This is a genomic window from Acinetobacter sp. BIGb0196, assembly GCF_011759595.1.
In the GTDB taxonomy this organism is placed as follows: Bacteria; Pseudomonadota; Gammaproteobacteria; order Pseudomonadales; family Moraxellaceae; genus Acinetobacter; species Acinetobacter guillouiae.
The window spans coordinates 1,095,948-1,113,012 of the sequence record NZ_JAAOZA010000001.1; the positions used below are offsets into that span (position 1 = coordinate 1,095,948).

17 protein-coding genes are annotated in these 17,065 nt (G+C 37.3%); 9 read left to right on the forward strand and 8 right to left on the reverse strand.

The window, feature by feature from the left end; translation table 11 throughout:
- Positions 1-225 precede the first annotated feature (225 nt).
- Positions 226-969 carry an ornithine uptake porin CarO gene (gene carO / locus FHR28_RS05035; RefSeq protein ID WP_166782060.1) on the forward strand — a complete coding sequence of 248 codons (744 nt, stop codon included), beginning with the start codon at positions 226-228 and terminating at the stop codon, positions 967-969.
- A 93-nt stretch (positions 970-1,062) separates the two neighbouring features.
- Here the strand turns inward: carO and FHR28_RS05040 are convergent, their stop codons facing one another.
- From FHR28_RS05040 to FHR28_RS05070, 7 genes are all read right to left on the reverse strand, one after another.
- Positions 1,063-2,280 carry an OmpP1/FadL family transporter gene (locus FHR28_RS05040; RefSeq protein ID WP_166782061.1) on the reverse strand — a complete coding sequence of 406 codons (1,218 nt, stop codon included), beginning with the start codon at positions 2,278-2,280 and terminating at the stop codon, positions 1,063-1,065.
- A 254-nt stretch (positions 2,281-2,534) separates the two neighbouring features.
- The gene (locus tag FHR28_RS05045) at positions 2,535-3,464 is read right to left on the reverse strand and encodes a CysB family HTH-type transcriptional regulator (RefSeq protein ID WP_004717184.1); all 930 of its coding nucleotides are present in this window, start codon (positions 3,462-3,464) and stop codon (positions 2,535-2,537) included.
- 55 nt (positions 3,465-3,519) lie between these two features.
- A complete protein-coding gene (locus FHR28_RS05050) occupies positions 3,520-4,581 on the reverse strand; it encodes a sulfate/molybdate ABC transporter ATP-binding protein (protein ID WP_004717183.1) in 1,062 nt (353 codons plus the stop codon).
- A gap of 10 nt (positions 4,582-4,591) precedes the next feature.
- A complete protein-coding gene (cysW, locus tag FHR28_RS05055) occupies positions 4,592-5,488 on the reverse strand; it encodes a sulfate ABC transporter permease subunit CysW (RefSeq protein ID WP_151957150.1) in 897 nt (298 codons plus the stop codon).
- Positions 5,485-6,318, reverse strand: coding sequence for a sulfate ABC transporter permease subunit CysT (gene cysT, locus FHR28_RS05060; RefSeq protein WP_004717179.1), 834 nt, complete (start codon positions 6,316-6,318; stop codon positions 5,485-5,487). The genes cysW and cysT overlap by 4 nt, the downstream gene beginning before the upstream one ends.
- Before the next feature lie 80 nt (positions 6,319-6,398).
- Positions 6,399-7,004, reverse strand: a complete 606-nt coding sequence (locus tag FHR28_RS05065) for an RBBP9/YdeN family alpha/beta hydrolase (RefSeq protein ID WP_166782062.1) — start codon at positions 7,002-7,004, stop codon at positions 6,399-6,401.
- Between the two features lie 43 nt (positions 7,005-7,047).
- Entirely contained in the window at positions 7,048-8,058 is a 1,011-nt protein-coding gene (locus tag FHR28_RS05070; protein WP_004717173.1) for a sulfate ABC transporter substrate-binding protein, read from the reverse strand.
- A 163-nt stretch (positions 8,059-8,221) separates the two neighbouring features.
- On the opposite strand from FHR28_RS05070, the gene pabC reads away from it, so the two are divergent.
- From pabC to FHR28_RS05110, 8 genes are all read left to right on the forward strand, one after another.
- Positions 8,222-9,043: an aminodeoxychorismate lyase gene (gene pabC, locus FHR28_RS05075; RefSeq protein WP_166782063.1), complete on the forward strand. Its 822-nt coding sequence runs from the start codon at positions 8,222-8,224 to the stop codon at positions 9,041-9,043.
- Entirely contained in the window at positions 9,036-10,097 is a 1,062-nt protein-coding gene (mltG, locus tag FHR28_RS05080) for an endolytic transglycosylase MltG (protein ID WP_151957148.1), read from the forward strand. The genes pabC and mltG overlap by 8 nt, the downstream gene beginning before the upstream one ends.
- Positions 10,098-10,106: 9 nt before the next feature.
- The gene (gene tmk, locus FHR28_RS05085) at positions 10,107-10,706 is read left to right on the forward strand and encodes a dTMP kinase (RefSeq protein WP_166782064.1); all 600 of its coding nucleotides are present in this window, start codon (positions 10,107-10,109) and stop codon (positions 10,704-10,706) included.
- A gap of 127 nt (positions 10,707-10,833) precedes the next feature.
- Positions 10,834-11,250 carry a PaaI family thioesterase gene (locus FHR28_RS05090; RefSeq protein WP_166782065.1) on the forward strand — a complete coding sequence of 139 codons (417 nt, stop codon included), beginning with the start codon at positions 10,834-10,836 and terminating at the stop codon, positions 11,248-11,250.
- 486 nt (positions 11,251-11,736) lie between these two features.
- Positions 11,737-12,717: a hypothetical protein gene (locus FHR28_RS05095; protein ID WP_166782066.1), complete on the forward strand. Its 981-nt coding sequence runs from the start codon at positions 11,737-11,739 to the stop codon at positions 12,715-12,717.
- A 4-nt stretch (positions 12,718-12,721) separates the two neighbouring features.
- On the forward strand, positions 12,722-13,603 hold the full coding sequence (locus FHR28_RS05100; protein ID WP_004717161.1) for a hypothetical protein: 882 nt from the start codon (positions 12,722-12,724) through the stop codon (positions 13,601-13,603).
- 108 nt (positions 13,604-13,711) lie between these two features.
- Positions 13,712-14,092 (forward strand): hypothetical protein, encoded by a 381-nt coding sequence (locus FHR28_RS05105; protein WP_004717160.1) that lies wholly within the window; start codon positions 13,712-13,714, stop codon positions 14,090-14,092.
- A gap of 18 nt (positions 14,093-14,110) precedes the next feature.
- Positions 14,111-14,884, forward strand: a complete 774-nt coding sequence (locus tag FHR28_RS05110; protein ID WP_166782067.1) for an AraC family transcriptional regulator — start codon at positions 14,111-14,113, stop codon at positions 14,882-14,884.
- 397 nt (positions 14,885-15,281) lie between these two features.
- On the opposite strand, the gene nadB is transcribed toward FHR28_RS05110, so the two are convergent.
- A complete protein-coding gene (gene nadB, locus FHR28_RS05115) occupies positions 15,282-16,925 on the reverse strand; it encodes an L-aspartate oxidase (protein ID WP_016539132.1) in 1,644 nt (547 codons plus the stop codon).
- Between the last annotated feature and the right edge of the window lie 140 nt (positions 16,926-17,065).

Sequence of the window (17,065 nt, forward strand, 5' to 3'; positions counted from 1 at the left end):
AAAAACTAATCTTATAATTTAAAATAAAACAACCAAATAAGTGAATTGTTAAGTTTTTATTTAATTTATTTCTTTTAAAAACAACAATTAATATCTAATTGTATCAAAAAATAACAAAAAGTAATCAATTTCTCTATTAATTGTGCGGAGAGAATCACATATTATCGTTTCGAGTCCAACACATTAATGATTAAAGAACAAACTCTATTTTTTGAGGAGACATAAATGAAAGTGTTAAAATTATTGGCTGTTACAGCTGCATTATCTGCTTCTGGTTTAGCAATGGCTGATGGGTCTGTTGTTGACCAAGGTTATGCATTTGAAGCAAACCAATTAATCCCTACAGGCGCTCGTCTTGAAGTCGGTACAACTGGTTACGGTGGTGCTTTACTTTGGACTGCTAACCCTTATGTTGGTTTAGCATTGGGTTATAACGGTGGTGATATTTCTTGGTCTGATGATTTAAAAATCAATGGATCTAAGTATGACTTAGACATGGACAACAAATTAGCGTATTTAAATGCTGAGATTCGTCCTTGGGGTGCAAGCCAAAATGTTTGGGCACAAGGTCTATATGTTGCTACTGGTGTAGGCTATGTAGATAATGAATATGGATTAGAGCGTCGTATTTCTCAGGGTCGTAATTTCTCTGTGAATAATACTGATTTTAATGCTGAATCAAATGTTCAGATAAAAGGTAAGCAAAAATACGATAACCAATTTGCACCATATGTAGGTTTTGGTTTTGCTCCAAAAATTAACAAGAACTTCGGTGTATTTGGTGAAGTAGGTGCATACTATACAGGTAATCCTACTGTTTCACTACAACAAGTAAGTGGCTCTGATCAACAGAATGGTAAGGGCGAGTGGTTAAGTGATGCTATCCGTGGTGAAGAAAATAAAATTTCAAATGATGACAAATATAAATGGTTACCAGTTGGTAAAGTGGGCGTAAGCTATCACTGGTAATTTATTGTTGATCATGTAATAAAAAACGAGCTCCGGCTCGTTTTTTATTTTGAGCTTGGTATTTTTGATAGCTGAATTGAATTTTTAGATGTATCAAAAGCGATAGCCAACTCGAATTCCATGTGCAAAAGCATCATTATGGCCCACTTCAGATAACGTTGAGTTTTGGACAATTGAAGTATTGGCATCTAAGTTGCTAACTTTTGCTTTATTGAATTTAAAATATTTAACCCCATAAGAAATAAAGCTCTGCGGATTGATGTTATATAAAGCACCTAAACCTAAAGCATAAAAACCATCTGAAGGATTGAGTGTTCCAGCGGGATTAGCATTGCCTGAGTCCCATGAAATATCTGTAGTGGCAATCCATTGTTGTGAAAATACATGTGCAAGCCCAAGCTTTGCAGACCATTGATCCTTGTTGTAATCAATCAGATTAAAAGGTTTGATCAGTTCAGGGTATTGTTCAGCAGCAATCTTAACCACTGCACCAAATTGTCTTGGTTGAATTTCAAAATTTTTCCAATTGACCCACCTCAAATTGCCATAAAGAATATTCGATGGAGTTAAACCTGTTTGAAGATCCAGATTGACGGATTGAGGTGTGGTGATTTGTGTTTTAGCGAAAGGAATAATACTTAAAGTTTGCTCTGCAACATCTTCAGTGATTACCGACTGATGATTGATCTTGGAACGATAGGTAATCGCAGTTTTTACTGCATACTCTGGAATTTGATAGCTTAAACCTGCAAGCCAACCATGACCTGAACTTTGTTTTAGCTGTGCATGATAGCCACTCATCGCTGAATAGTTTGCTCCAAAAACTTTGAGTTCGCCTTCAAACTGTTGATACATGCCACCAGCGTATATATTCCAATTCGCACTAGGCTGATAACCCAATAACATCGAAAGATTTTGGCTTTTAAAATTAAATTGACCAGCTTCTAAAAGCTGCTTTCCAGCATAGCTTTGCGGGCGATATTCATAACTAAGATCCACACCATAAGGCTGATCATAAATCAGCCCAAATGAAAGTTGTGGGGCAATTTGTAGTTTTGCAGCAGCATTGACAAAGTGGTAATTGTTGACAAGGTTGCCTGTTGAAAAATCTTCAACGCCGAGTTGTATGAATTGCTCATGTTGAGGGAGTTGCCCTGAAACATCTGCATAGAGCTCTGCATAAGACAATTCTACATAATGATTCGGTTCTAAAAAAGCAAGGATAGACTGGTCAGATTTCTCCATACCTGCGGCATGGCTAAAAAGAGGAACAAAACTTCCAAGGGTTAAGCCCCAAGCAATAGAATTCATTCATTCCCTCCGAAATAAATTGATCAGTGATAAAGTTAAGACTAAATTTTATACTAAAAAGGCATGCTTAAAATAAAATATTAAATAAAATCAAATAGATTAATTATTCTTAAGAGTTTGTGTTTTATTTTTAAATGATAAAAAAAGAGAGCCGTAGCTCTCTATCTTTGATCGTCATGACTATTCGATGGTTTATTTATTGACGATTTATTCCTCGATGACTTAATTTTTTTCTTAGTCATTTATCTCAAAGTTTAATCATCAGGATACGCAATTTTTTTCAATGCTTTAATATCGGCTTCCGGTGAGCAGAGTGAAATAAACTCATAGCCATAGCCACGAAGTAAATGCCCTTTACGAACCGCAATCCATGTCGTATTTAAACCAAAAATATCAGTATCGATTTGTTTTAGACGTTTATCGCGTTCTGTGTCATAAGCGACATCATTGACAATACCGACACCCATTCCCAGTTCAACATAGGTTTTGATCACATCGGCATCCAGTGCTGACATGACGATATCTACATCTAAATTGGCATCTTCAAATGCTTTATCAATTTTAGAACGTCCTGTAAAACCACCATGGTAGGTGATAATTGGAAATTCAGCCAATTTTTCTAAGGTAATCTCTTTAGGATTAAGCTTAGTCAGAGGGTGATCTTGTGGCGTAATAATACTGTGTTTCCAGTTATAGAAAGATACACTGCCCAAATTATCTTCAGTGGTTAGTGATTCAGTTGCAATACCGATATCAGCCAAACCAAGCAATAACATTTCAGAGATTTCAACAGGGCTGGCTTGTTGCAAAATCAAATGAACTTTGGGAAATGCTTTTTTAAATAAATTGACAATCGGTGGTAACACATAACGTGCTTGTGTATGTGTTGTTGCGATTGTAAGCGTACCTTCATCAACTTTATTAAAATCATCAGCAAGACGTTTAATATTGTCAGCATCAATAAGCATGCGTTCAACAATACTCAACAATGCTTGACCAGGTTCTGTCAAACCTAATAACCGTTTGCCTTTACGAACAAACAGCTGTACACCCAATTCATCTTCTAAATCTTTAATATGCTTACTGACACCAGATTGTGAAGTATAAAGTGCAGCAGAGGCTTCGGTTAAGTTGTAATTTTGACGAACTGTTTCTCGGATAATTCGTAATTGTTGAAAGTTCATGATGTTCGATACCTCAAATGTGGATGAATAGGGGTAATATTCATCCTGTCGTCGATTACGCGACTTGATTTTCAAATAGGTGAAGTGTAGATGCACTTACCCAAACTGTTTGATTTGGTCGATATTGATGTAATTTTGCTTCATCAGGATTTAAAGCAATTTCAATCAGTTGTCCTTGACGATCTTGTAACTCTGCCATGACTTTACCCGCAATCCACAACTCACGTAAGAAGGTTGCTTGAATTGTATTTTCAGTCGGTTGCGTGTGAATTTTCAATTCATTTGGGCGGGCAAAGGCAATCACTTTACCATTTGCGGTTTGCGTAGCAGAAGGCAGTTGGATGCGATCTTCACCAATTTGAATGATGCCTTGATGGTTTTCACCTTCAAAACGGTTTGCTTGACCTAAAAAGTCAAATACAAACGGGGTTGCAGGCTTTTCATAAACTTCACGCGGTGAACCAATTTGTTCAATATCACCTTTGTTCATCACCACGATTTGATCAGCAACTTCTAAGGCTTCTTCTTGGTCATGGGTTACAAAGATTGACGTGATATGTAATTCATCATGTAAAGTCCGTAACCAACGGCGTAATTCTTTACGTACTTTGGCATCCAATGCACCAAAAGGTTCATCTAAGAGCAATACACGTGGTTCAACAGCCAAGGCACGTGCCAATGCAATACGTTGACGTTGACCACCAGACAATTGCGCTGGATAACGATCTGCCAAGAAACCAAGTTGTACCAAATCCAATAAACGGGTAACACGTTTTTTGATTTCAGTTTCATTTGGTCGAGTCGCCTTTGGACGAACACGTAAACCAAATGCAACATTGTCATAAACAGTCATATGACGGAACAGTGCGTAATGCTGAAATACAAAACCAACTTGACGTTCACGTACGTGAATATTGGTTGCATCTGTACCTTCAAGGATAACTTGTCCTCTATCCGTTGATTCCAAACCAGCAATAATACGCAGTAATGTGGTTTTACCACAGCCAGAAGGACCAAGCAGGGCAACCAGTTGACCTTCTGGAAAATCTAGCGATATGTTTTTAAGTGCATGGAATGCACCGAAGTTTTTTTCAATATTTTTAACTTGAATACTCATGTGCAATTCCTTAAGAAACAGTTGATTCTTTACTTTCGCGATCTTGTTTTTCTTGGCGATATTCAACCCATGTTTTTAAAATCAAGGTAATGATGGCCAAAAATGCTAACAATGTTGAGACGGCAAAAGCAGCACTAATCGAATTTGGTTCGTTATATAAAATTTCAATATGCAACGGCAAGGTATTGGTTTCACCACGAATATGGCCTGAAACCACAGATACTGCACCGAATTCACCCATGGCACGTGCATTACACAAAATCACGCCATAAATGAGACCCCATTTAATATTTGGAATGGTAATTTTCCAAAAGGTTTGCCAACCCGAAGCACCGAGCACAATTGCAGCTTCTTCTTCTTCTGTTCCTTGTGCTTCCATCAATGGAATTAATTCACGTGCAACAAAAGGAACAGTAATAAATACAGTTGCGAGGATAATGGCCGGTGTCGCATAGAGGATTTTAATATCATGTTCAATTAACCATGATCCAATCCAACCTTGTGAGCCAAAGATCAAAACCAGCATTAAACCAGCAATGACGGGTGAGACTGAAAATGGTGTATCAATAATGGTGGTTAAGAATGATTTTCCACGGAAATTAAACTTGGCAACACACCATGCTGCTGTAACACCAAAAATCACATTCAAAGGTACTGCAATGGCTGCAGTCAATAATGTGAGTTTGACCGCAGACAGGGTATAAGGATCAACCAGTGAAGCAAAGTAGACTTGAATCCCTTGTTTAAATGCTTCAACAAAAATAAGCACCAACGGTAGAATTAAGCAGCCTAAAAAGAAAATCAGACCAATAATCAGTAGGATATTACGTACCCAGGCAGGTTCACGTGTCGCATCACGAGATTGCAGTTTTTCAGCCAAAGCATTGCTGTTGGTATTTAAGCTCATCGTGCGGTTCTCCCTGTACGGCGACTTGCCCAAGCTTGTACCAAGTTAATCAGGAACAAGATAAAGAAAGAAATCACCAGCATCACCACTGCAATTGTCGTCGCACCTGCATAATCATATTCTTCAAGACGGGTAATGATCATTAATGGAGCAATTTCAGTTTCGTAAGGAATATTGCCTGCAATAAAGATGACCGAACCATATTCACCCACACCGCGAGCAAATGCCAATGCAAAGCCAGTCAGTAAGGCCGGAAACAAAATCGGTAAAATGATTCTTGTCACGATCTGAAAACGATTTGCACCCAATGCAGAAGCGGCTTCTTCTAGCTCAGTTTCAAGATCACTTAAAACTGGCTGTACTGTACGAACCACAAAAGGAATACCAATAAAAATTAAAGCAAGCGTAATACCTAGTGAGGTATAGGCAATTTTAATCCCTAAAGGCTCGAGCAAGTGACCAATCCAACCTGTTGATGCATATAAAGAGGTTAACGCAATACCTGCGACCGCTGTAGGTAATGCAAAGGGTAAGTCCACCAATGCATCTACTATACGTTTACCAGGAAATGAATAACGGACTAAGCACCAAGCCAATAAAAAGCCGAAAATGACATTGATCAAGGCTGCAATCAGGGCGGTGGTAAAACTGAGCTGTAATGATTTTAAAATACGTTCAGAGCTCAAGATTTCCCATAAACCATCCCAACCTACGCCTAATGATTTTATGAATACGGCAGACAGTGGTATCAGTACGATTAATGATAGATACGCTAGGGTGAAGCCTAGTGAAAGACCAAAACCTGGCAGCACTCGGGATCGCTGCGACATGATGACTCCTCAAAAGAGAGAAAGCTTATTGAAATCAATAAGCAAATTTAAAACGATTTTGCAAGCTTAAAAGGCAATGATTAAATTGCAAATTTAAATAACAACTTGTTGTCATCAGTATTACTGATAAAGAAGTTTTGCTTATCAAAAATTAAATAATCATAAATTTCAGGAAAGTGTCCAAAGCCTGATGCAACATTGATATGCCCAACCTGACCTAAATTTCGAGGCCTAATTTTCCACGCTTTCGCAAGCTTCTGTGCATCTTCAAAATTTAACCAAGGATCATTTTCAGAAATAATCATTTCAGCAGGGACCGTAATTTTCAACTCATGAAAATAAGCTTCATAGTCACCGATACTGTTTCGAGCAAAACCAGCCTCACCAAAACGTGCTGGATTAGCTGGTGCAACTAAAATAATTTTTCTTACTTTAGCTACAATTTCAGGATGCTGAGCCAAAGCAGCAACCGTGGTTAAACATCCGAAACTATGTGCAACAATTTGAACAGGTTGCGTAGCATTGACGACAGTCGCAACAAATTGGGCAATCCAGTCTTTAAGAATAGGTAAGTTCCAATCCTGTTGTTGTACGCGCGAGCAAGACATGAGTTCACGTTGTAATTTAGATTGCCAGTGATCGTAATCACTACCACCAACGCCTGGAACAATAATTGTATGAATCATGTCTATGCTCCTGTTTCCTTTCGCTTAAGTTTATTTTAAACAGTTATTTGCTGCTTGCATTGGCTTTTACGATTTGATCAAAAACACCATTATTTTCAAAATGTTGCTTTTGAACTTTAGTCCAACCGCCAAACTCTTTATCAATTGTAACCAATTTTAACGGTTTGAATGTTGTCGAATACTTTTGCAAAATTGCTGCATTACGCGGACGGTAGAAGTTTTTCGCTGCAATGTCTTGACCAGCAGGTGAATACAGATAGTTTAAATATGCTTTTGCTAAGTTTAAGTTACCGTCTTTTTCAGCATTCTTTTCAACAATTGCGACAGGTGGTTCTGCCAAGATCGATAGTGATGGGGTAATGATTTCAAATTTACCTGGTTGTTCACGTGTAGATAAATACGCTTCATTTTCCCAAGCCAATAACACATCACCAATGCCGCGTTCTGCAAATGTCGTCGTCGAACCACGTGCACCAGAATCGAGTACTTTAGTTTGTTTATAAATTTGACGTACAAACTCTTGTGCTTTTGCGTCTGAACCATATTTATGTTTTGCCCAAGCCCATGCTGCTAAATAGTTCCAGCGTGCTCCACCTGAAGTTTTAGGGTTTGGTGTTACAATTTCTACACCTGGTTTTACCAAATCGCCCCAGTCTTTGATGCCTTTCGGGTTACCTTTACGGACGAGGAAAACGATTGTTGATGTGTACGGTGTAGAGTTTTGTGGGAATTTCTTCTGCCAGTCTTTTGGCAATAAATTTGTATTTTGTGCAATCGCATCGATATCTGCGGCCAATGCTAAAGTCACAACATCTGCTTGCAAACCATCAATAACCGCACGCGCTTGTTTACCAGAGCCACCATGTGATTGTTTAAACTGGATGTCTTGACCAGTTTTAGATTTCCAAAACGTTGCAAATTGTTTGTTAAAATTATCGTACAATTCTCGTGTTGGATCATAAGATACATTTAAAAAATCTTTTGCAGCAACGCTGAAAGATGTGGTTGAGATCAGTACTGCTGCCACAGCGAATTTAAGTTTAGAGAACTGCATTTTTTTGCCCCATTTAATTCTGAAGTTCGGTAAGATGGAGTGAGCATAACGCTAGTCTTTATCCATAAAAAATAATAAAAAACGAATTTTATATGAATAAAAGAGAAAAAGAAAATGCTTATATTGCTTATAGTATTCGTGCAAAGCCATAGGAAATTGCTTAATGATCTGTTTTAAAAATGCTCAATTTGTTGATTCTATTTCACTTTTAGATCGAGCATTTCATTATGGAGATGGTTGTTTTAGCACAGTACGATTACATCAAGATGTTATGGAGTTGGAACTTTTACATCGTGCTCGATTGAAGTTGGCGGCTGAACGTTTATTTTTAGATGTGAATTTTGAGTTATTGGATCAGACTCTGGAATGTTTAAGACAAAAAAATGGAATATTAAATGGCACATTGAAGGTTATCATTAGTCGGGGTGATGGTGATCGTGGTTATGCGATGCCTGAGCATGAGGCCGATCTTTATGTGGTTTATTATCCAAAAACAACTGCATGCTTCCAGCCTGAATTAATTCACAGTGGTGTATTAGATCAAGCAATTGGTTTATTGATGCCGAATTTAGTGGGTTTAAAAACCTTAAACCGTTTAGAACAAGTGTTACTAAAAAAAGAAGCTCAAGCAAAAGGCTGGTTAGAAGCATTAGTCACAGATGTACAAGGTTCAGTTGTTGAAGGTGTGAGCAGTAATTGTTTTATTCGGATAAACAATAGATGGATTACGCCTGAACTTCGTTATAATGGCGTACATGGTGTGATGCGTGCCGAAATTTTGTCACGGATGCATTATTATGGTGTCACCTGTGAACAGCGTTTTATCGATATGGATGAAATTCGACATTTTCAAAGCCTGTTCTTTTGCAATGCCCTCAGTCCAATGAAAGTGGTCGAAACGTTGAATCATCAACATCTAGACACTCAATCCTGTGTTGAGTTATTTAATACTTTAAATTTAAGTCAGTTTAATTCTCATGCCTAAAACCAAACCTAAGCCAAAATCTAAAAAGAAAACTCAAGCCCAAGTGAGCAATAACATCTATAAAGGCATTGCGATCGTTCTGGTTGTTTTTTTGATTATTACTGCAATCATTTTAAAAATGAGTATTTTTAAAGCGTATCCAGTGACGGGTCTAAAACAAAAGCTGTCTATTTCAAATGGTGAAACCTATACCGGTTTTATTGATCAATTGGCCAAAGAAGATAAGGTCAGTTTTCCAATCATTCTTAAGCTTTATCGGAAAATTTTCATTCATGACACCATGAAAGCTGGTGTGTATGAAGTCACTAAAGGTATGAATGTACGCCAAGTATTAGAAATGGTTTCTAATATTGAAAATGCCCAGATGAGTCGACTTTTGGTGATAGAAGGGACGACAACGAAGCAATTAATTCAGTCATTAAAAAAAGATCCATTGGTTGAAAAATCGGTGATTCAGCTTCCGAGTGGTGAAATGCTGAAAGCCTTAAATATTCCTTATGATCACCCAGAAGGTTTATTTGCACCAGATACTTATTTCTTTGATAAAGGTGCAACGGATAAGCAAATCTTGACTGACCTGTACCAACGTCAAATGAAAATTTTAGATGAAGCCTGGGAAAAACGTGCGCCAGATTTACCTTATAAAAATAAATATGAAGCCTTAATCATGGCATCGATTATTGAAAAAGAAACCAGTGTAGACAGCGAGTTACGTCAGGTTTCAGGTGTGTTCTATCGTCGTTTAAAACTGGGCATGCGTTTACAAACCGATCCTACCGTGATTTATGGGATGGGTGATAAATATACGGGTAAGATTTCAAAGCAGGATTTACGTACTCCGACTGCTTATAATACATATACGATCAATGGTTTACCGCCAACACCGATTGCTTTACCAAGTAAAAAAGCCATTGAAGCAACAATGCATCCAGATAACTCTGAAAACATTTACTTTGTTGCCACAGGTAATGGTGGGCACAAATTTACAGCCAATCTGAATGATCATAATCGTGCAGTGCAAGAATATATTCAAGTTATGCGGTCTAAGAATTAAGGAATGAGCATGTTTATAAGTTTTGAAGGTACTGAAGGTGTAGGAAAAACCACGCTCATTCAAAAGTTATTTGATTACTTTCAACAACAAGGTCAACAGGTTGTTTTAACACGTGAGCCTGGTGGTACGCCTTTAGCTGAACAAATCCGTTCATTATTGCTGTCTGTTAATCATGAAGAACGGATGAGTAATGACACGGAGTTATTGCTGATGTATGCAGCACGAGCACAACATTTGGCAGCTGTGATTTTACCTGCATTGGCAGAGGGCAAGATTGTACTGTGTGACCGTTTTGTCGATTCAAGCTTTGCTTATCAATGTGCTGGTCGCGGGTTAAGTCGAGAGAAGTTACAACTGCTCAATGAAAATTTTGTCTCTAAAATGCCAGATATTACTTTTTGGTTGGATGCGCCAATTGAATTGGGAATGAACCGTGCACGTGCACGTGGTGCCTTAGATCGCTTTGAACAAGAAAAAGTGGTGTTTTTTGAATCAGTACGCAGTGGTTTTTCTGAAATTCATTTGCGTGATTCTCAACGAATGAAACGCTTAGATGCGACTCAAGCACCAGAGCAAGTATTTGCTGAGGCGTTGAACTACTTAAAATAAATACAAAACAATCCTCTAAATAAGTGAAATTGAGCAATTTATTCTGTTGATTTGAATGATAGCGTTAATGTTTTGGACCGAAAAAGTCTTTATATTGTTTTAGGTCAAGGATATAAAGACTTTAATTATGAAAAGCTCGAAAGCTGAAATCGTAGAATTCTTACAGCAATTTTTTTCACCTAGCTTACAACGTTGTGAAATTGAAGAAGTAACCGAAAAAGGGGCTTCTTTGGTTTGGCATGTCAGTGATCAAGATATACGACCAGGTGGAACTGTTTCAGGTCCAACCATGATGGCCTTGGCCGATTTTGCACTCTATGTTGCGATTTTGGGTGAAATTGGTTTAGTTGGTTTGACGGTTACGACCAATATGAATATTAATTTTTTACGCAAGCCAACGGGTGGTGTTGATATTCGTGGCGTATGTAAATTGATGAAAGTGGGTAAAGCTTTAATTGTAGGTGAGGTCTGGATTTATTCTTTAGGTTCGGATGATCCTGTTGCACATGTGACAGGAACTTATTCTGTTCCACCACAAAAATAAAGCATTTAGGGATTTTAAAAATGTGTATTGCGCGAATTTTTTTTAATCCCTGCTGCATTTCCTGATGGTGTTTCAATGATCACTATTTTTAATGATGGTTAAATTGTTTTGATCATCAATCTATATTCTTGGTTATAGCGTCATTAACAATAAACTTCTTACGCTAGTCCTTTTTAAAGTCATAGATCATCATAAAATCCCCCTCATCCTAGCCTTCTCCCAAAGGGAGAAGGGACTTTCAATATCAATCTGATTCACTCAACATGGTCATTTTTTGATTTATGAAAGATCTTTAATGGATACTTAGATCATGTATGGGCATGGATCATGAATATCAAAAACAATAATAAATAATCAATTGTATTGATTGATATAGATGCAATTACAACTTGAGTGATATATTGAGTTCTGCAAGGGATAATGCTAATTTATTCATAATAAATAGTTTATTTTGAAAATTAATATAGATTAAATGGAATAAAGAATATGTCATCAGGTCATGAAGTCGTAGATTTGTTTAAGGAACAGGTTTTTCCTTTATCAGATAAATTGACGGAGATGTTGAATGAACACTATTCACATCAAACTGAACGCCGTGGTTGCGGTTATACGCAGGCAACACGCGTATTGGCTGAGTACATTAATTTTCCGCGTGATCAAGTTGAAGCAACTGATTTAAAAATATTTAAAGATTATGATTTTAAGAAATTAAAAAAAATTCTTGAGCAAAAAAATGCTTATGGATTAGACATCGATGATTGGCATAACTTAGATCAAAATAAATCGATTCAAAATTTTCTTACTCAAGCCAAAGATGATGAGTTTAAAGCCTTAGTTGAACAAGAAGTTGCAATCCAAGCAAGCTTAAGACGCTTATCGCAACAAGCACAATTAGAAGAAAGCCATGTGATTTGCGCTATGTTGGAAGATGTGATTTTACCCAAAACAGCAGATGAAACAGGTTATGTTGAAATTGCGACGCTTGACGGCAAGCCTAAAGTGGGCTCATGTCCAATGGCAGAAGCATTTTTCTTAAAGATTGCCCATCGTTCCATGTTAAGACAAGGCTCAATCAACATTTTTGTAGATGATCAAAATCGTCCTCTGTTGATTGAAAAAATGAACATGGGGGATAATCATTCCTGTATAAATTTACAACCTTTATTGATGAATGGAATTCGTATTCCGATTGGTTCTTTATTTTCTGTCGATTATGATATTGAACAAATTGCCAACAAAGTCACCAATCAAGAGTTTAAAGGCTATATTATTCCTTATAAAGAGATTCAAGGTTTTTGGTTTTTGCGATTAACCACTTTAGCCATTTCACCTGAGAATCGACAAAGGGCATTTACGACACATTTTGAACAACAAGTGAATAATGGACTTTTTAGTCCTGACACAACACTTATAAAACAACTCAATGATGTTGCAAAATCACAATTGAGAGCACTCAGTCTCGGATAGCTTTATGTTAAATGTTTGTTTTTCTCCACGCTATTTTGCTCAAACACATACCAATAGCATGGAAAAACTTGTTGCAGTCGCAGAGCAACTACAGCAATTTAATGATTATAAATTTCATGAACCACAACAAATTGATCCAGAAATTTTAAAAGCCTTACATTCACCTAAATATGTCGAGGCTTTTTTAACAGGACAACCCGCAAAACTGGCAACTTTTGCTGGTTTTAAGCCTTGGAATGAACAATTAAGAGATGCAGTACTCTCCATCAATGCTGGGCAATTGTTGGCAACTGAACTGGCATTCCAACATGGGATTGCCGCCAATATTGCGCAAGGGTTTCACCACGCCAATTATGAATATGGTGGCTCTTATTGCACTTTTAATGGCTTGGCATTAATTGCACAACATTATGCAAATAAACGTATCTTTATTTTGGATTGCGATCAGCATGGTGGTGATGGGACAGCTGATTTTACCCGCAGATTAGATAATTTATATAATTTTAGTATTTACGGTTTGGCTTTTGGCTACCCCACGTATGAACGTGCGGAAAGCCGGCACATTCATACCAAGCATGGAAGTTTTGCTCAATATACTATGGCATTGCATGAAGCTTTTCAGCGAGCGAATGAGTGGAAAGCCGATATTATTATTTATCAAGCGGGGATGGATTGCCATCAAGCAGATCCTTATGGTTCGGCATGGTTTACGACAGAGTTGATTCAAAAAAGAGAGGAAATAGTGTTTAACCTTGCCAAACGTGACAATATTCCGATCATGTTTGTACTTGCAGGGGGCTATCAGAACTTAGATGATTTAGCAAAATTACATGCTGAAACTTTTCATATAGCGCATCGTACTTATTATGGAAAAAATAAAGACTAAACTCGCTGTTAAATTTGGCTGGAATACCGTATTTATTGGCTGAATTTAGTAATGTACGATCTGTATAAACCAATACAATGATAATTATTCTCATTTATGGTGGTTATCATGTTTATTCAAAATTTAGAAAACTTTCCAATCGTTCGTATTAGTTATCAAGCTGAAGATGCAGTTTCAGTTGATGAAACAATTGCAATTTATGAATCATTATTGAGTCGTAAAGAAACTTTCGTTTTTATCAGTGAAGGGGCTTTTCCTGAACAAAAAAATGATCATGAAGAACGCAAGCAAGTTGCAGCATGGGTTAAAGCAAAACGTGAAATTCTAAGCCAATATGTGAAAGCATTGATTCATATTGAACCTGATGAAAATATTCGACTAGAGACGCAAAAATTTGCCAATAACTTTATTAAGTTTACAGGCTACCCGATGTTTATTGTAGACAATCAACAACAAGCGCAGAAAGTCATCGACGCTGTTTTAAAGTGATAAATATATAGGCAAACCATGCTTGATAATGTGGATCCTTTTTTTGTAGATCAAATAGACCAAGCAATTATTGTATTAAAAATACATCAGCAAGTTCCTGATTGGGAGCTTGCGTCACATCAGCATGTAAAAAGCCAATTGATGATGACAGTTAATGGCTTAATTACTGTGGAAACACCGTCTGGTATTTGGGTTGTTCCAGCGCAACAGGCTTTATGGATTCCATCAAATGTGCCACATAAAGTCAGTAGTTATGGTGTCTCTTCTGGCTATGTTGCATTTATTGACCCCCAACTTGATCATCTTTTAGAACCGAATTGCACCATGTTGCAAGTGACAAATTTGCTGAATGCCTTATTGGAAAGAGTTGAAACCTTGTCTGATAAGGTGCTTTCAGAAAAAGACTTCCGTTTGCAGCAATGCTTGTTAGATGAAATTCAATCAGTTGTAAAGCCAACATTTTATTTACCCATTCCACAAGATCTTCGTTTAGTTAAATTGACCCGCCATTTATTAAAGCATCCTGAGCAGAATCAAAGTTTGGCTGAATGGGCAAAATTATGTTGTATGAGTGAACGAAGCCTTACACGAACTTTTCATCAAACGACAGGGATGAGTATTAATCAATGGCGAAGAAAGTTACATGTTGTATTGGCATTACAGTGGTTAACAGAAGGAGATTCAGTGCATCAGGTTGCAATGAAATTAGGCTATGATAGTGATAGCTCATTTATTGTAATGTTTAAGAAAATAATGCAGCTTTCTCCTCGAAATTATATGCAGCAAAAATAAGGTTTTATTTTCAAATAGAAATAGTTTTAGCATTTTATCAAAATGAATTTATAACTTTATGAATCATTAAAAGATTTGCACTGTCACATTTTAGCTTGAAGAGTTTAAATTGATTTGCGTAGACGATACCTCACCTTGTGCTACCACATCCTTGCGCTACAAACAAAGCAGTGCTTTGTTCTTGCTCAAGTGTTTTGTTTTACTCAGAATGAAAAAATCCATTTTTAGTAATTGATGAAACATGATCAAATAATAAAAAAAGCTTTGATTTATATTCAGTGAATTATGCTGATGCATATAAAATTTTGAAACCTCTAAAGCTAAAAGTAAAAATTGATAATATCTCCATAAAAAATAGCCAGAATGATCTGACTATTTTTTGTGATTTCAAAGGATTTTAAACTGCTTCATTTACCAATGGGGTTTCAACTGTAAAGTTTGGCGGTGTTAATACCGTTTTTCTTAACTCAGGTGAAAGCTCAGGATAATCAAGCGTGTAGTGTAGACCTCGTGATTCTTTACGCTGCATGGCACAACGAACAATCATCTCTGAAACCATGACCAAATTACGTAGTTCAATCAAGTTCTTACTGACATGATAATCCTGATAATATTCAGTAATTTCTTTCTTCAACATTTCAATACGATGCAATGCTCGTTGTAAACGTTTTGTGGTTCTTACAATCCCGACATAGTTCCACATGGTTTGGCGGAGCTCATCCCAGTTTTGCAGAATCACAACATCTTCATCAGGATTGGTCGATTGTGAAGCATCCCATTCAGGCACGGTCGGTATATCAAAGTGAGGATTAAACTTTGCTTCTATATCCTTGGCAGCACTCATACCATATACAAAGCATTCAAGTAGTGAATTGCTGGCCATACGGTTAGCCCCATGTAACCCTGTATACGACGTTTCACCAATTGCATATAAACCAGCTAAATCAGTTTGGCTATGCTCATCAACCACCACGCCGCCGCAAGTATAGTGCGCTGCTGGAACAACGGGGATCATATCCTTGGTGATATCAATACCGAGTTCTAATAAGCGCGCATATAAGGTCGGGAAATGTTCTTTAACAAATTCAGCCGGTTTATGACTGATGTCTAACCAGACATGACGGATGCCTAAGCGTTTAATTTCATAATCAATGGCGCGTGCAACAATATCTCGTGGAGCAAGTTCGGCACGTTCATCAAAGCGCAGCATAAAGCGTTCACCGTCAGGTAAACGTAAATACGCACCTTCACCACGCATTGCTTCCGTAATCAGAAATGAGCGTGCTTGAGGATGATATAAACAGGTTGGATGGAATTGATTAAATTCCATATTTGCGACACGACAGCCTGCGCGATATGCCATGGCAATACCATCGCCTGTGGCAATATCTGGATTTGATGTATATAAATAAGCTTTCATGGCACCACCACAAGCAAGGGCAGTGAATGGCGCTAAAAAGGTATGAACTTTTTCGTTGTTTTCATCAAGTGCATAAAGACCCACCGCACGATTGGGCTGTTGTTTATGTCCTAATTTATGTGTGGTGATTAAATCAATCGCAATGTAATTTTCAAAAATATGAATATTTTTCTTTTCTTGAGCACGTTGAACCAGTGTGGTCGAAATGGCTTTACCTGTGGCATCGGCTGAATGAATAATGCGACGTTGTGAATGTCCACCTTCACGGGTCAGATGTAATTGTTCATCTTCATCTAATGTAAACTGCACACCATGGTTGAGTAAGAAATCGACAGAAGGTCGACCACCTTCAACGGTATGTTTGACGGCATCAATCTCACATAACTGTGCGCCTGCAATCATAGTGTCATCAATATGCTGTTGAATGGAATCTGTTTCATCAAGTACAGCAGCAACACCACCTTGTGCAAAATATGTGCTTGCATCGGTTAAGGTTGATTTCGCTAAAACAGCAATATTAAAATGTTCAGGCAAAGATAAGGCTAAACTTAAGCCTGCACCGCCACTCCCCACAATAACCACGTCAAATTGATGAGTTGTACTTAAATTAGACATGTCCATCAGCTAATTTGAAAAATGTTTGCTAATAACACTCTTTTTTTTAACAAATTACAATAGTCACATGTGTCAGATTTTAGTATAAATAAGATATTCCAAGGCTTTTAATATAAAATTAAGTAAAGTCTTGTTTTATAAAAAAA

Bases quoted from the DNA above. Each gene is read 5' to 3' on its own strand.
- carO (WP_166782060.1), top strand. From the start codon at position 226: ATGAAAGTGTTAAAATTATTGGCTGTTACAGCTGCATTATCTGCTTCT.
- FHR28_RS05040 (WP_166782061.1), bottom strand. From the start codon at position 2,280: ATGAATTCTATTGCTTGGGGCTTAACCCTTGGAAGTTTTGTTCCTCTT.
- FHR28_RS05045 (WP_004717184.1), bottom strand. From the start codon at position 3,464: ATGAACTTTCAACAATTACGAATTATCCGAGAAACAGTTCGTCAAAAT.
- FHR28_RS05050 (WP_004717183.1), bottom strand. From the start codon at position 4,581: ATGAGTATTCAAGTTAAAAATATTGAAAAAAACTTCGGTGCATTCCAT.
- cysW (WP_151957150.1), bottom strand. From the start codon at position 5,488: ATGAGCTTAAATACCAACAGCAATGCTTTGGCTGAAAAACTGCAATCT.
- cysT (WP_004717179.1), bottom strand. From the start codon at position 6,318: ATGTCGCAGCGATCCCGAGTGCTGCCAGGTTTTGGTCTTTCACTAGGC.
- FHR28_RS05065 (WP_166782062.1), bottom strand. From the start codon at position 7,004: ATGATTCATACAATTATTGTTCCAGGCGTTGGTGGTAGTGATTACGAT.
- FHR28_RS05070 (WP_004717173.1), bottom strand. From the start codon at position 8,058: ATGCAGTTCTCTAAACTTAAATTCGCTGTGGCAGCAGTACTGATCTCA.
- pabC (WP_166782063.1), top strand. From the start codon at position 8,222: ATGATCTGTTTTAAAAATGCTCAATTTGTTGATTCTATTTCACTTTTA.
- mltG (WP_151957148.1), top strand. From the start codon at position 9,036: ATGCCTAAAACCAAACCTAAGCCAAAATCTAAAAAGAAAACTCAAGCC.
- tmk (WP_166782064.1), top strand. From the start codon at position 10,107: ATGTTTATAAGTTTTGAAGGTACTGAAGGTGTAGGAAAAACCACGCTC.
- FHR28_RS05090 (WP_166782065.1), top strand. From the start codon at position 10,834: ATGAAAAGCTCGAAAGCTGAAATCGTAGAATTCTTACAGCAATTTTTT.
- FHR28_RS05095 (WP_166782066.1), top strand. From the start codon at position 11,737: ATGTCATCAGGTCATGAAGTCGTAGATTTGTTTAAGGAACAGGTTTTT.
- FHR28_RS05100 (WP_004717161.1), top strand. From the start codon at position 12,722: ATGTTAAATGTTTGTTTTTCTCCACGCTATTTTGCTCAAACACATACC.
- FHR28_RS05105 (WP_004717160.1), top strand. From the start codon at position 13,712: ATGTTTATTCAAAATTTAGAAAACTTTCCAATCGTTCGTATTAGTTAT.
- FHR28_RS05110 (WP_166782067.1), top strand. From the start codon at position 14,111: ATGCTTGATAATGTGGATCCTTTTTTTGTAGATCAAATAGACCAAGCA.
- nadB (WP_016539132.1), bottom strand. From the start codon at position 16,925: ATGGACATGTCTAATTTAAGTACAACTCATCAATTTGACGTGGTTATT.